Raw genomic sequence first — 12,082 nt, 5'->3', positions numbered from 1 at the left:
CATCTAACGCCGAAAGACGATGAGCAGTGCCAGCAGATCGAGTGCCAGCAGCACCCAACCTGCCACCGGCACCAGGAAGCCACGTCGCCGCCCCGCGGTGAAGAACGAGGCCAGGATGGTGAGCGCGGAGACGGCCGGTGCGCCGTAGTACAGCAGGCCGAAGACCACCCCGCTGGGACCCATGTCGGGGCACTCGGTGGTGCTGCAGGCGGCGGTGCTCATCACCGCGCCCATCGCGAAGATCATCACCAGCGCAGCCCCTGCGGCAGTCAACAGGGCAGCGGCCCAGTTGACCCAGAGCCGGGCGCGGCGGTTGTCGGTCTCGACCGGTACCGGCATCGGCTCGGCCATCACAGCGTCGCCCCGCGAGCCGCGAACTCCTCGACCACCGCGTCGCAGAAAGCGGGCAGGTCATCGGGCTTACGGCTGGACAGCAGGATCGACGGCCCACAGTCGCAGCGCACCAGCTCCTCATCGACCCAATCACCGCCCGCATTGACGATGTCGGTGCGCAGGCTCGGCCATGACGTAATCCGCCGGCCGGCAACGACTCCGGCCTCGACAAGGGTCCACGGGCCATGGCAGATGACAGCGACCGGCTTGCCCACGTCGAAGAATTCCCGCACGAACGACACTGCCCGCTCATCGGTGCGCAACTGGTCTGGGTTGGCCACCCCGCCCGGCAGGACCAGCGCGTCGAAGTCATCCGCCGAGGCATCGCTGAGCTGCCGGTCCACGTCGAACTTGTCGGCGCGATCCAGATGGTTGAAGGCCTGAACCGGACCGGCGGTTGTGGACACCAACACCGGCCGCGCGCCGGCCTCGGCTACCGCGCGCCACGGCTCGGTCAGCTCGACCTGTTCGGCACCCTCTGGCGCCACCAGAAACGCGACCCGTCGTCCTTCCAGCGATCCGGACATGACCTCTCCTTTGCGTGCTGCGGACAGCTCCCCCAACACCGATCCGCATACCCGGCTGCCCGGCCGCACAAACGAAGCGGTGTAGTAGGGCAATTGCGGGGGTATCCCGTCGCAATGGATTGGCGGGCCGGGCTCGGAGCGACAGCCGTCGGCATGGTCGCGTGCGCCGGCTGCTCGACGCCGATCTCACAGAGCACACCGGCGGCCGTCTCGGTTCAGGTGTCGACGCCGCTGCACGCCCCGGTGTTCTCCTACGCCACCGGAGCGCTGCTCGCGCTCACCGATGATGGGCGGCTGGCGGCGGTCGACCACCCCGACAACCCCGACACGGTGGCCACCCGGTTGTCGGCGCCACTGGGCGCCGGACGCAACGTGCAGATCAGCCGCGCCGATGATCGGACTGTGTTCGTCCCTCAGCCGGCGCGCGACCGGGTAGCGGCGGTCGAATTGACCGGCCTGCGTCAGGTCGGCGATATCGACGCCGGTCCGGCTCCGGCCTACCTGTCCGAAGACTCGGGAATGCGGGTGCTGCTCGCGCTGTCCGCGGACGGGTCGACGGTCACCCCGGTCGAGGAGTTCGGCCTACGGAAACTGCCAGGCGCTCAGGTATTTGCGGGCGCCACCGGGGTGATCGACGGCGCCAACCGGGGCCGCGCGATCGAATACCACGTCTACGGGCCGGACGGAATCTCTTATTACAAGGGAGCATCGTCGCCGCCGGAGCAACGCGGCCACTACGACGCCGAGGTGATCGCGGCAGCCGGCGACGGCACCGCAGCGAGCCGGGTCTACTTGACCGACGCGAGCGGCGACACCCTGTACGCCGTCGAGACCGCCCGCGGCGGGCACGGTTTGCAGATGGTCGGTCGCTCGTCGATCTCCTCGCCGATCCGCTATCTCGGCTCAGACGACACCCGGGTTTACGCCGCCACCAACGCACGCGTGACCGTCTTTGAGTCGGCGACGTTCACCGGCTATCCCCACGCCAGCATTCCGGTGCTGCGCGACATTGACTACCGGGCCGGTCTACCGTCCGGACCGGCCCGGTCCGCCCCACTGTCCGGCATGGCGATCGGCCCCGACCGGATATATCTGACCCTCGTCGGCCAGCCGGTCTTGGTCAGCGTCGCCAAACCGCCGCTATGAGAATCAGCATCGACGACGACGTTGCGGTGCTCACCGAGCAGGTGCGCGCGCTGCGTGAACTGGCGCGGCGCAACGAAGTCGACGGCGAACAGACCTACGACCTGAGCATCCGGTGGGGCACCGCGCTGGCCGGACGGCTACGCCGGCTGGTCTATTACCACGACCGTGGCCTGCTCGACGACGACGCCGAGCGCCGCTTCACCGCGGTCTGCGACGAGCTGCGTGGCGTGACCGACCTGGTAGCGCGGTTCGATCTCGCCCGTCCGCAAATTCCCGGCTAGTTGGCCAGAAATTCCTTGTACCGCAGCCGGATCGCGGTTCGCGGCTGCGGGCAGCAGGTATTGCGACAGGTCAGTGCGACGAGGTAGGCGTCGTCGTCCTCATCGAGAAACAGGAAGCCCAGGTACAGCGCCTGCCCTACCGCGAAATCGGCTCCACCACATGCCGCACAGTAACCGCCGCGCACCGTGACCAGTTCCGACACCCGATCGCGGGCGACCTGGCTCAACTCGATCAGTTCCGGACGCGCACCAGCGATTGCGGTCACGTCAGATCTCCCCGTCCATGCCGTAGTAGACGTTGTCCTCACGCCAGCCACCACGTCCCTTCCCGATGTGGGTGTAGTCGTCGATGAACTCGATCTGGTTGATCCATTTGGCCATTTTGAAACCCACCTGCGTCTCCGCCCGAAGCCGCAGGGGCGCCCCGTGCTTGATCGGCAGTGGCTGGCCGTTCATCGCGTAGGCCAACAGCATCTGCGGCTTGTGCGCCAGCTCCAGATCGAACACCTCGTAAAACTGCCCCCCACCGTGTGCGCTCGGCTCGTCGGTGCTGTTGTCCTGCATGCTCATAAAGCAGATGTAGCGGGCCGGCGGCAACGGCCGCACCAGGTCCACCAGGGCTCCCAGCGGAAGCCCGGTCCACTCGCCGATGGACGACCAGCCCTGAACGCAGTTGTGCAGCACCCGCTGGGTCTGCGGCTCGGCGAGGTCGCGCAGCCCCGCCAGGTCCAGGGTCACCGGGTGTTCCACCAGACCACCGACCCGCAGGCGCCAGTCGACGAAGTTGTGCACCGCCATCACCTTGTAGTACTCGGCGGTCGGCGGTTTGCCGTTGACGCGGTGCTGCGGCGACAGCATCTTCACCGGATAATCCTGCCGAGAGTCCAACCGCCGCAGCAGGGTTCGACGCGGCACACTGATCACCGCCCCGAGCACCCGGCGCACCGACGACGGGCTGCGCTGGCTCCACCGGGTCGCCGCGATGTGGACCGCGACGATCACCGCGATGATGAGCAATGACAGCACAGTCGCCCAGTAGACGTGGCGGACCGAGCCGAAGATCATCAAAGCCGTCAGCCGGCCCCAGCCCCAGAAGAACACCATCGCCAGGTGGATCACGATGAACACCGCGAACGCGATCAGCCCCAGGAAATGCAGGCTCCGGGCAACTTGGCGCCCGCCGAACAGCCGCACGTAGCGGGGGAACTGGGCCTCGATCGCCGGCGACTGCGCGGCGCCGGTGAGGATCTGAAACGGCGCCAACACAAAGATCACCCCGGCGTAGGTCAGCTTCTGGATGGCGTCCAGCGGTTCGCCTGGCAGCAGTGATGGGAGGTTGAAGCTCAGGTAGGTGACGATGTCGTCCCACGCCTCGCCGAAGATCGACCATGAATACGGCCAGTACCGGTGCCACTGGCCGGTTGCGAACAGCAAGACGTAGTACGAGAGTCCCACCAGAATCCAGCCGATGACCGCGGCGAAATGCCAATGCCGGCCGATGCCGAGCTGCGCGTGACCCGGCAGTGCGATCAACGGGTGATAGTCCTGTTCCTCGTCCAAGGTGTCGTAGAGCTTGTCGGTCGGCATCACCTTGCCGGTGAACCGGGCCCACTCCGTTCCCGGCGCACTGTCGTCGTGCCAGTAGAGCTTCGGATGGGTGGACAGGATCTCGATGCCGCTGCGCAGCAGCAGCGTCAGGAATAACACGTTGAGCCAGTGGTCGATCCGTAGCCACGCGGGATAGTCGAGCACCATCACTCATACCAGCCCCTGCGCTGTCCGAACGCCACATTGACCCCGGACAAGACCGTCAGATACAGCCCGAGGAAGGCGGCCGCGCAGGCCAGCGTGAGGCTTCCCGGAGCCAGATCCCATCGTCCGGTCAGCGCCGCCAAGCCAGGCAGGTTCACCAGCCGGCTGATCGGATAGCCGATCACAACAGCGGTGCAGATGATTCCGCCGGTCATCCATCCCGCGGCCGGCACAATATGGTCGACGTCGATCCAGGTGGTGCCGGCGGCGACGACGCAGCCGATGATCACCGCTACGCAGTACCCCGCGAAATACCCCGGCGGGTCCGTTGCGGTGGCCAGTACGTAGCCGTGCGTGGCCGCCAGCCCCAGCAGCGCGGCGTCGGCGGCCAGCGTCACCGTCCGCGGCAGATTGAAGGCGATGCTGCTCATTGGCGGTTCGTGCCTGCGCACCAGGAAACTCCGGTCATCACTGCTGGGTCATCTGCTGGGCTTTCGCATAGGCCAGCTGCAGGAAATCAGCCCCGGCCAGCGCGGTGAACGTACCCGCAACCAGCCGGGTCAGCCGCGGAGCGAGCACCAGCCCCGCGGTGAACGCGGTGACCACCCACATGTCCAGGCAGAACGGGCACGTCAGCAGCTCCCCCAAGCTGTGCCGCAACGCGCTGGAGTGCCGGGTCTCCTCCATCACCTCGGCAGGGCCGCCGGTGCCCGCATAATGGGCAAACGGCGCCCGCAGCGGGCTGGTCACCGCATCCTTGGCCAGCGTTCGGGACAGTTTGTGGGTCCCCAGCGTCACCGTCAGCAGGTCTGCGGCCAACCAGCCCTGCGGTAAGCGGCGGCCGGTGGCCGCGGCGGCCACGGTTACCGCCGCGACCAGCCCGCCGTAGACCAGCAGCACCATCACGTATCCCCCCAGCGGCCGCGGGTTGTCGCCGCGGTACGCGTCGGCTTCCCGCTTGGCCGCGTCGGCGATGGTGCTGCCGGTCCCGGTCGATTGCGCCATCGCTCTAGTACTTGTTACAAGTCTTGGAGATGGGTCCGACGAGATTGATGTACTGCGCCGCCTCCGGCACCGCCTGGGCCTGCTCGAGCATCTGCTCACGCTGCGGCGCCGGCGCGGCCAGGAAGTTCTGCAGGAACGACTGCGCCATGGGTGTCGCGTTGAATTGTGCTGCGGCGTCCGGCGATTGCGCATTCATGGCCGCCACCACCTGGGAGTAGCTGCATGTCGTGTTCACCGCGGGGTGCTGCGACCATTGGGTTGGCTGACCCGGTTGACCCGGTTGAGCCGGCTGGCCCGGTTGAGCGGGCTGGCCCGGTTGAGCGGGCTGGCCGGGTTGAGTCGGCTGGCCCGGCTGAGGCGGCTCGGCGTTCGCCAGCCCGGTGCCCGCCGCCAACGCCAGCGCCATGCCGCCGACAGCGGCAAGCCTGGTCAAAGACGTTGTAATCATTGGTTTCTCCCCTTCAATTCATGTTCCGTCGACGACGGCACCGAACTAGGCTTGCCGTTTTCTCCCGAGCTAAACCACGGTTTGCACACTGTTTACAGTGGGTATCGGACCAAGTGCTGTGATTACTCGAGTCCTCACCGTGGTGGGCCTGTCGGGCTGCACGCTGCTGTGCTCACCCGCCGGCGGCGACGCGGCCGCCGCCGGCTGCCCCGATATCCAGGTGGTGTTCGCCCGCGGCACCGGCGAAGCGCCCGGCGTCGGATGGATCGGCCAACAGTTCATCGACGCACTACGGTGGCGCACTTGGGGTCGCAACGTGGACGTCTATCCGGTCGACTTTCCGGCAGTAGCCGAATTCGGTCCGTCCGCCGCCGGTGTCACCGACGCAGCCGGCCACATCCGCGATATGGCGGCTGGTTGCCCGAGCACCCAAATGGTCCTCGGTGGATACTCCCGGGGCGCGGCCCTGGTCGGATACGTCACCGAACCGACGGCCGGCGGCGGGCTGGGAGCCCCCTTACCGCCCGAGGCGGCCGGCCACGTCGCCGCCGTGGCACTGCTGGGAAAGCCGTCGGCGGCGTTCCTGAACTCCATCGGGGCGCCGCCCGTGGAGATCGGGCCGGGCTACGCCGCTAAGACCATCGACCTGTGCGCGCCCGGTGATCCGGTCTGCTCGGCCGGCGGCGACGGTGCAGCGCATGCGGCCTATGCGGCAAACGGCATGACAGCGCAGGCGGCGGACTTCGCCGTCGAACACCTCAGAACACCCGAAAGCGTTCCAGGTCCGCCGCTTTGACGGCCAAGCCATGCCCCGGCACGCCCCGGTCCGGACGCAGCACTCCGCCCGGCTCGGGGTGAAGAACGCCGTCGAAGGCCATCCGCTCGATCCGCACATGGTCGTGGAAATACTCCAGATGTCGCAGGTGCCACAGCGCGGTACCGACGTGCGCACTGATCTGCGGCGCGCAGTGCAACGACAGGTCCAGTCCGCGGGCGTCACACAGTGCGCCCACCTTGAGCACTCCGGTGATACCCAAGCAGCGCGTGACATCGGCCTGCGGGCAGTCAACAGCACCGGCGTCGAGCATCCGCTGGAAATAGGGCAAGTCGTATCCGTATTCACCCGCGGCGATGTCTATACCCGCCGGCCCGCGGTCGCGCAGCAGTCGCAAGCCTTCGAGGTCGTCGGAGCTGACCGGTTCCTCGAACCAGCCGACCTGTTGCTCGGCGAAGCGCTGCGCCCAGTCCAGTGCCTGCTTGCGTCGGTAGGCGCCGTTGGCGTCGACGAACAACTCGGTGGCGGCGCCGATCGCGCAGCGGGCCGCCGCCACGCGTGCGGCGTCGACGGCAGGGTCGCGGCCGACCTTCATCTTGACCCGGCCGATGCCCTCTTCGACCCACCCGGCCAGCTGGCGACAGAGCGTGTCGTTGTCGTAGGAGGTGAAACCGCCACTGCCATAGATCGGGGTGGCCTCGTGCACGGCACCGAGCGCCACCGTCAACGGCTCGTCGAGCAGCCGGGCCCGCAGATCCCACAGCGCGATGTCGACCGCGGCGATCGCCTCGGCCACCAGTCCGGGGCGGCCCAGGTTGCGCACCGCGTGCACCATGTCAGCCCAGCGAGCCGGTGGCGACAGCGCATCGGCGCCGGTGATGACCCCGGCCAGCTGGTCGCACACCACCGTCGCCGCGGCGCTGCCGGCGTAGGTGTAGCCGGTGCCGGTCTGTCCTGCGGCGCGCACCGATACCAGCACCAGCGTGGTGGAATGCCACACCAGTGTGCCGTCGGATTCTTCGGCGTCGGTGGGAATCGTGTAGGCCGCAATCCCGATCGAGTCGATCGGCACCGCAACACCACGAGGCTGGCTCATAGGTCGGTGACTACCCTCGTCCGGCGCAGGGTATGCACCCGAGCATGAACACCGGCCCGTCGCTGTTAGAACGCTATCCGCCGCAGGTGCTGCGCCAGTATGCATTGATCGCCGACGGTGAGCGCGGGGCCGTGGTCGGGCCGCGCGGCGACTTCTGCTGGATGTGCTTGCCCCGCTGGGACAGTCCGGCGGTCTTCAGCTCGCTGCTCGGCGGCTCGGGAGTCTATGCCGTCACCCCGGAACTGCGCTACGTATGGGGTGGCCGATACGAGGAGCGGTCGCTGATCTGGCGTTCCCGCTGGGTCACCACCGACGGAATCGTGGAGTGCCGCGAGGCGCTGGCCTTCCCCGGCGACACCCACACCGCGGTCGTGCTACGCCGCATCCGGGCACTCGACCGACCGATGCGGGTGAAGGTCGCGCTCGACGTTCGCGCCGACTTCGGCGCCACCGCCATGTCGGCACTGTCCTGCGACAGCGGAGTCTGGACCGGTCGATCGGGACCGCACCGGTTCCGGTGGACCGGCGCTGCCACGGCCCGCTGCGCCGACGACGGCTCGCTGCGTATGGTGCTCGACGTCGCACCGGGGCGTGACCACGACCTGGTGCTGGAGTTGTCCGACCGCGAATTGCCGGCGCAGCCGGCCGACGCGGCGCAGGCCTGGGCCGCCACCGAAAGCGCCTGGAACCAAGCCGTTCCGGAAGTCACCGGCACGCTGGCCGACGTGGACGCACAACAGTCCTACGCGGTATTGCGCGGCCTTACCAGCACCGGCGGCGGGATGGTCGCGGCGGCGACCATGTCACTACCGGAGCGCGCCAAGGAGGGGCGCAACTACGACTATCGCTACTGCTGGATTCGCGACCAGTGTTACACCGGACAGGCGATCGCCGCCGCCGGCCCGCATCCACTGCTTGATGACGCCGTCCGGTTCGTCACCGAGCGGGTCCTGGCCGACGGGCCCGACCTGCGACCGGCCTACTGCGTCGACGCCACGACGCCACCGTCCGAACACGACCTGCCGCTGCCCGGCTATCCCGGCGCGTCGGCCAGAACCGGGAACTGGGTGGGCCGGCAGTTCCAACTCGACATCTTCGGGGAGGCGCTGCTGCTGCTGGCCGCCGCCGCCCGGCTCGACCGGATAGACAGCACCCATTGGGGGGCGGTTCACACCCTGGTTGACGCGATCGAAAAGCGTTGCGCCGAGCCAGACGCCGGTATCTGGGAACTCGACAACCAACGCTGGGCCCATTCCCGGCTGATGTGCGCGGCCGGGCTGCGCCGAATCGCCGGCGTGGCATCGCTGGCCGAAGGCGCCCACTGGCAACAACTGGCCGACAAGCTTGTCAGCGATACCAGCGCCGGCTGTCTGCACCGGGACGGCAGGTGGCAACGCGCACCCGGCGACGCGGGGATCGACGCGGCTCTGCTGCTGCCCGGCCTGCGGGGAGCCGTCCCGGCCGATGATGCCCGCACGCTGGCCACCCTGGCCGCCGTGCGCCGAGACCTCACCCAAGACGGCTTCGTCTACCGCTACCGGCCCGACCAGCGCGGGCTCGGCTCGGCCGAGGGGGCGTTTCTGTTGTGCAACTTCGTCATGGCGCTCTCCGATCACCAGCAGGGCAATGACCTTGCGGCGCTGCAGTGGTTTGAGCGGGGCCGCACCGCATGCGGTCCGCCGGGCCTGCTCGCCGAGGAATACGACGTGCGCCAACGTCAGTTGCGCGGCAACCTGCCGCAGGCGTTCGCACACGCACTGCTGTTCGAGGCCGCGCACCTATTGGCAGGCCCCCACCCGGATTGAGTTACGGCTTGAGCGTGATCTTCACCGCGCCGTCGCGTTTCTCCTGAAACATCTCATAGGCCTCTGGCGCCTGCTCCAAGGGCAGTTCGTGACTGGCGAAGGTGTCGACGCCCAGCGGGTCGTCGTCGGTGAGCAGCGGCATGAGCGTGTCGACGCGTGGTTTGACGTTGGCCTGCCCCATCCGCAGGGTGATCTGCTTGTCGAACAAGGTGAACATCGGCAGCGGGTCGAGTTTGCCACCGTAGACGCCGACGATCGACACGGTGCCGCCACGGCGCACGATGTCGATCGCGGCGTACAGCGCGGCGAGCCGGTCGATGCCGGCCTTGCTGATCAACGGTGCAGCCACGGCATCGGGCAGCAGCGAGCTGAACTGCTGCACGGCCTTGGCGCCGACGGAGCCGTGTGCCTCCATGCCGACGGCATCGATCACCGCATCGGTCCCCCGGCCGTCGGTGCGGTCACGAATCACCTCACCGAGGTCGGATACCTGAGTGAGGTCTACGATTTCGATCCCGCGCCGAGCCAGCCGGCCCAGCCGCTCGGGCACCAGATCTACGCCGATCACCCGGGCGCCCTGATGGGTGGCGATCCGTGCCGCCATGTCACCGATCGGCCCGAGCCCCAGCACCGTCACCGAACCGCCGTCGGGTATCGCGGCATAGTCGACCGCCTGCATCGCGGTCGGCAACACGTCGGACAGATACACGAACCGCGAATCCGGCGGGCCCTCAGGAACTTTGATGTGGGTGTATTGCGCCTGCGGCACTCGCAGGTACTGCGCCTGCGCGCCCGGAACCTGGCCGTAGAGCTTCGAGTAGCCGAACAGTGCCGCGCCGGTGTCCTGCTCACGCACCCGGGTGGTGTCGCACTGGGTCGGCAGACCGCGGCGGCACATGCAGCAGTGCCCGCAGGCGATCTGGAACGGGATGACCACCCGGTCACCGGGCTCGAGATTGCTGACCGCGGCACCGACCTCGGCCACGATGCCGATCGGCTCGTGCCCCAGGATGTCGCCGGGATCCATGAACGCGCCGAGCACCTCGTAGAGGTGCAGATCGGATCCACAGATGTTGGTGGTCGTCACTTCGATGATGGCGTCGGTCGGCTTCTCGATCACCGGGTCGGGGACGGTGTCGACCTGAACTTTGCGCTTGCCCTGCCATGTGACTGCCCGCATCGGGTCGCCTCCGTCGTGTCTTGAGAACATCGCCCGGCTACCCGCCCGTGGCGCAGCGCAAACGCGTTGGCCACGCCGGCCAGTCCCGGCACGTTTCACGGTCGCCCCGCGGGGTACTGATCGACCATGACGTCGTTGTGGCTCGCCGACCGGATCGCGACATCACCGGCTTCGGGCAGCGCCGAAGACCTGCCCGGCCTCGCCGACGTGGTGGTGGCGGGCGCCGGTATCACCGGGCTGATGACCGCGGTGTTGCTGGCCCGGGCCGGCCGCCAGGTGCTGGTGCTGGAAGCCCGCACGGTGGGGTCCTGCGCGACCGGCAACACCACCGCCAAGATCAGCCTGCTGCAGGGCACCCAGCTGTCGACGATCTCGGCGAAGCAGGGCAAGGGTCTGGCCGCTGCTTACCTGGACGGCAACCGCGCCGGACAGGGCTGGCTGCTGTCGTTCTGCGCCGATGCCGGGGTGCCGGTCCAGCGCGAGGATGCTTACAGCTTCGCCCAGTCCGAGCGTGGGGTGGCCGCGGCGCGCGCCGAGTTCGAGGCCTGCCGCGCACTGGGCCTGCCGGCAACGTGGGCGGCGCACGCCGACGTGCCGTTCGCCTACCACGGCGGCGTCCGGCTGGGCGAGCAGGCACAGTTCGACCCGATGCCGTTTCTCGACGCGCTGCGCGCCGAGCTGCTCGCCAGTGGCGGACAACTGGTGGAACACACACGGCTGCAGCGTGTTTCCAGCAACCGTCGCGGCCTTCTCCTGACAGTCAACGCTCCGCGCGGGAATGCCGAGCTCCAGGCCACCCAACTGGTGCTGGCCACCGGAATCCCGGTCCTGGACCGCGGCGGGTACTTCGCCCGCCTCAAGCCCAGCCGGTCGTACTGCATGGCATTCGACGTGCCCGGCGAGATCACCCGACCGATGATGATCTCCACCGACTCGCCGACGCGGTCACTGCGCTACGCTCCGGTCGATGACTCGCAGCTGTTGCTCGTCGGCGGGGCCGGGCATACCGTCGGCCGCGAAAAGCACCCCATCGATGCACTGGCCGAACTCGAGTCGTGGACGGTCAGGCATTACCCGGGCGCCATCCGCACCCATCTGTGGTCGGCGCAGGACTACGCGCCCGTCGACGAACTCCCCTATGTCGGTCCCATTCTTCCCGAGAACGACACCATCTACGTCGCAACGGGTTTCAACAAATGGGGCATGACCAATGGGGCGGCGGCCGCGCTCGCGTTGTCGGGCCGGCTGCTCGGTGAACGGCCGCGGTGGGACCGGGCGTTCGCCAGTTGGAGCACCCGCGAGCTGCGCGGACTGTCGACGGCCGTGGCAGCCAACCTTGCGGTCGGCGTCAACCTGGCGAAAGGCTGGATCGCTCCGGCGGCTCACATCGGCCAGCAATGCCTGGGCACCGACGCCGGCGTGGTCAGCGGACCTCCGTGGCACCTGCAGGCCCAGTGCCGGGTGGACGGTGTCGAACACCGTCTCTCCCCGGTCTGCCCCCACCTGGGTGGCGTTGTCACCTGGAACGACGCCGACCGTGCCTGGGAGTGCCCATTGCACGGTTCGCGCTTCGCCCCCGACGGCACTCTGCTGGAAGGCCCGGCCACCCGCGGCCTGACTGCCGGCGGCTGAGCAGCCGCGGGCGTCGTTTATCGCGCGCCGGGGCGGGTAACC

At 68.2% G+C, this 12,082-nt stretch carries 13 protein-coding genes and 1 pseudogene; 5 read left to right on the top strand and 9 right to left on the bottom strand.

Going from position 1 to position 12,082, the window contains the following annotated elements; genetic code table 11:
- Positions 1-3: 3 nt before the first annotated feature.
- Both ABW16_RS08525 and ABW16_RS08520 read right to left on the bottom strand, forming a co-directional pair.
- Positions 4-351: a hypothetical protein gene (locus tag ABW16_RS08525; protein ID WP_047318725.1), complete on the bottom strand. Its 348-nt coding sequence runs from the start codon at positions 349-351 to the stop codon at positions 4-6.
- Entirely contained in the window at positions 351-920 is a 570-nt protein-coding gene (locus tag ABW16_RS08520) for a type 1 glutamine amidotransferase domain-containing protein (protein WP_047318872.1), read from the bottom strand. Before ABW16_RS08520 ends, ABW16_RS08525 begins: the two co-directional genes overlap by 1 nt.
- Before the next feature lie 114 nt (positions 921-1,034).
- Between ABW16_RS08520 and ABW16_RS08515 the strand changes: the two genes are divergently transcribed.
- The gene (locus ABW16_RS08515) at positions 1,035-2,066 is read left to right on the top strand and encodes a hypothetical protein (RefSeq protein ID WP_047318724.1); all 1,032 of its coding nucleotides are present in this window, start codon (positions 1,035-1,037) and stop codon (positions 2,064-2,066) included.
- Positions 2,063-2,347: a hypothetical protein gene (locus tag ABW16_RS08510; RefSeq protein ID WP_047318723.1), complete on the top strand. Its 285-nt coding sequence runs from the start codon at positions 2,063-2,065 to the stop codon at positions 2,345-2,347. Before ABW16_RS08515 ends, ABW16_RS08510 begins: the two co-directional genes overlap by 4 nt.
- On the opposite strand, the gene ABW16_RS08505 is transcribed toward ABW16_RS08510, so the two are convergent.
- From ABW16_RS08505 to ABW16_RS27980, 5 genes and pseudogenes are all read right to left on the bottom strand, one after another.
- Positions 2,344-2,613 carry a hypothetical protein gene (locus ABW16_RS08505; RefSeq protein ID WP_047318722.1) on the bottom strand — a complete coding sequence of 90 codons (270 nt, stop codon included), beginning with the start codon at positions 2,611-2,613 and terminating at the stop codon, positions 2,344-2,346. The genes ABW16_RS08510 and ABW16_RS08505 overlap by 4 nt on opposite strands.
- Before the next feature lies 1 nt (position 2,614).
- Positions 2,615-4,105 carry a molybdopterin-dependent oxidoreductase gene (locus ABW16_RS08500; protein WP_109519530.1) on the bottom strand — a complete coding sequence of 497 codons (1,491 nt, stop codon included), beginning with the start codon at positions 4,103-4,105 and terminating at the stop codon, positions 2,615-2,617.
- Positions 4,102-4,530 (bottom strand): hypothetical protein, encoded by a 429-nt coding sequence (locus tag ABW16_RS08495; protein WP_052956812.1) that lies wholly within the window; start codon positions 4,528-4,530, stop codon positions 4,102-4,104. The genes ABW16_RS08500 and ABW16_RS08495 overlap by 4 nt, the downstream gene beginning before the upstream one ends.
- 37 nt (positions 4,531-4,567) lie before the next feature.
- Positions 4,568-5,104, bottom strand: a complete 537-nt coding sequence (locus tag ABW16_RS08490; RefSeq protein WP_047318719.1) for a DUF1360 domain-containing protein — start codon at positions 5,102-5,104, stop codon at positions 4,568-4,570.
- A 4-nt stretch (positions 5,105-5,108) separates the two neighbouring features.
- Positions 5,109-5,345 (bottom strand): annotated as a pseudogene (locus ABW16_RS27980) (hemophore-related protein); the annotation flags it as partial.
- Between the two features lie 325 nt (positions 5,346-5,670).
- Here ABW16_RS27980 and ABW16_RS08480 point away from each other — a divergent pair.
- On the top strand, positions 5,671-6,348 hold the full coding sequence (locus ABW16_RS08480; protein WP_082134001.1) for a cutinase family protein: 678 nt from the start codon (positions 5,671-5,673) through the stop codon (positions 6,346-6,348).
- Here ABW16_RS08480 and ABW16_RS08475 read toward each other — a convergent pair.
- On the bottom strand, positions 6,311-7,423 hold the full coding sequence (locus tag ABW16_RS08475; protein ID WP_047318717.1) for an enolase C-terminal domain-like protein: 1,113 nt from the start codon (positions 7,421-7,423) through the stop codon (positions 6,311-6,313). The two genes, ABW16_RS08480 and ABW16_RS08475, sit on opposite strands and share 38 nt — an antisense overlap.
- 44 nt (positions 7,424-7,467) lie before the next feature.
- Here ABW16_RS08475 and ABW16_RS08470 point away from each other — a divergent pair, with 44 nt between their 5' ends.
- The gene (locus ABW16_RS08470; protein ID WP_047318870.1) at positions 7,468-9,228 is read left to right on the top strand and encodes a glycoside hydrolase family 15 protein; all 1,761 of its coding nucleotides are present in this window, start codon (positions 7,468-7,470) and stop codon (positions 9,226-9,228) included.
- Between the two features lies 1 nt (position 9,229).
- Here the strand turns inward: ABW16_RS08470 and ABW16_RS08465 are convergent, their stop codons facing one another.
- Entirely contained in the window at positions 9,230-10,408 is a 1,179-nt protein-coding gene (locus ABW16_RS08465; RefSeq protein WP_047318716.1) for an alcohol dehydrogenase catalytic domain-containing protein, read from the bottom strand.
- A 126-nt stretch (positions 10,409-10,534) separates the two neighbouring features.
- On the opposite strand from ABW16_RS08465, the gene ABW16_RS08460 reads away from it, so the two are divergent.
- On the top strand, positions 10,535-12,040 hold the full coding sequence (locus ABW16_RS08460) for an FAD-dependent oxidoreductase (RefSeq protein ID WP_047318715.1): 1,506 nt from the start codon (positions 10,535-10,537) through the stop codon (positions 12,038-12,040).
- The last annotated feature ends 42 nt before the right edge of the window (positions 12,041-12,082 follow it).

Source organism: Mycolicibacter heraklionensis (assembly GCF_001021505.1).
In the GTDB taxonomy this organism is placed as follows: Bacteria; Actinomycetota; Actinomycetes; order Mycobacteriales; family Mycobacteriaceae; genus Mycobacterium; species Mycobacterium heraklionense.
Note: the sequence above shows the minus strand (reverse complement) of the source record. Positions and strands in the feature narration are given on the sequence as shown.

What these genes read in the sequence shown, in the direction of transcription:
- ABW16_RS08460 (WP_047318715.1), top strand. Translation starts at nt 10,535, where the DNA reads ATGACGTCGTTGTGGCTCGCCGACCGGATCGCGACATCACCGGCTTCG.
- ABW16_RS08520 (WP_047318872.1), bottom strand. Translation starts at nt 920, where the DNA reads ATGTCCGGATCGCTGGAAGGACGACGGGTCGCGTTTCTGGTGGCGCCA.
- ABW16_RS08495 (WP_052956812.1), bottom strand. Translation starts at nt 4,530, where the DNA reads ATGAGCAGCATCGCCTTCAATCTGCCGCGGACGGTGACGCTGGCCGCC.
- ABW16_RS08525 (WP_047318725.1), bottom strand. Translation starts at nt 351, where the DNA reads ATGGCCGAGCCGATGCCGGTACCGGTCGAGACCGACAACCGCCGCGCC.
- ABW16_RS08470 (WP_047318870.1), top strand. Translation starts at nt 7,468, where the DNA reads ATGAACACCGGCCCGTCGCTGTTAGAACGCTATCCGCCGCAGGTGCTG.
- ABW16_RS08465 (WP_047318716.1), bottom strand. Translation starts at nt 10,408, where the DNA reads ATGCGGGCAGTCACATGGCAGGGCAAGCGCAAAGTTCAGGTCGACACC.
- ABW16_RS08475 (WP_047318717.1), bottom strand. Translation starts at nt 7,423, where the DNA reads ATGAGCCAGCCTCGTGGTGTTGCGGTGCCGATCGACTCGATCGGGATT.
- ABW16_RS08515 (WP_047318724.1), top strand. Translation starts at nt 1,035, where the DNA reads ATGGATTGGCGGGCCGGGCTCGGAGCGACAGCCGTCGGCATGGTCGCG.
- ABW16_RS08510 (WP_047318723.1), top strand. Translation starts at nt 2,063, where the DNA reads ATGAGAATCAGCATCGACGACGACGTTGCGGTGCTCACCGAGCAGGTG.
- ABW16_RS08490 (WP_047318719.1), bottom strand. Translation starts at nt 5,104, where the DNA reads ATGGCGCAATCGACCGGGACCGGCAGCACCATCGCCGACGCGGCCAAG.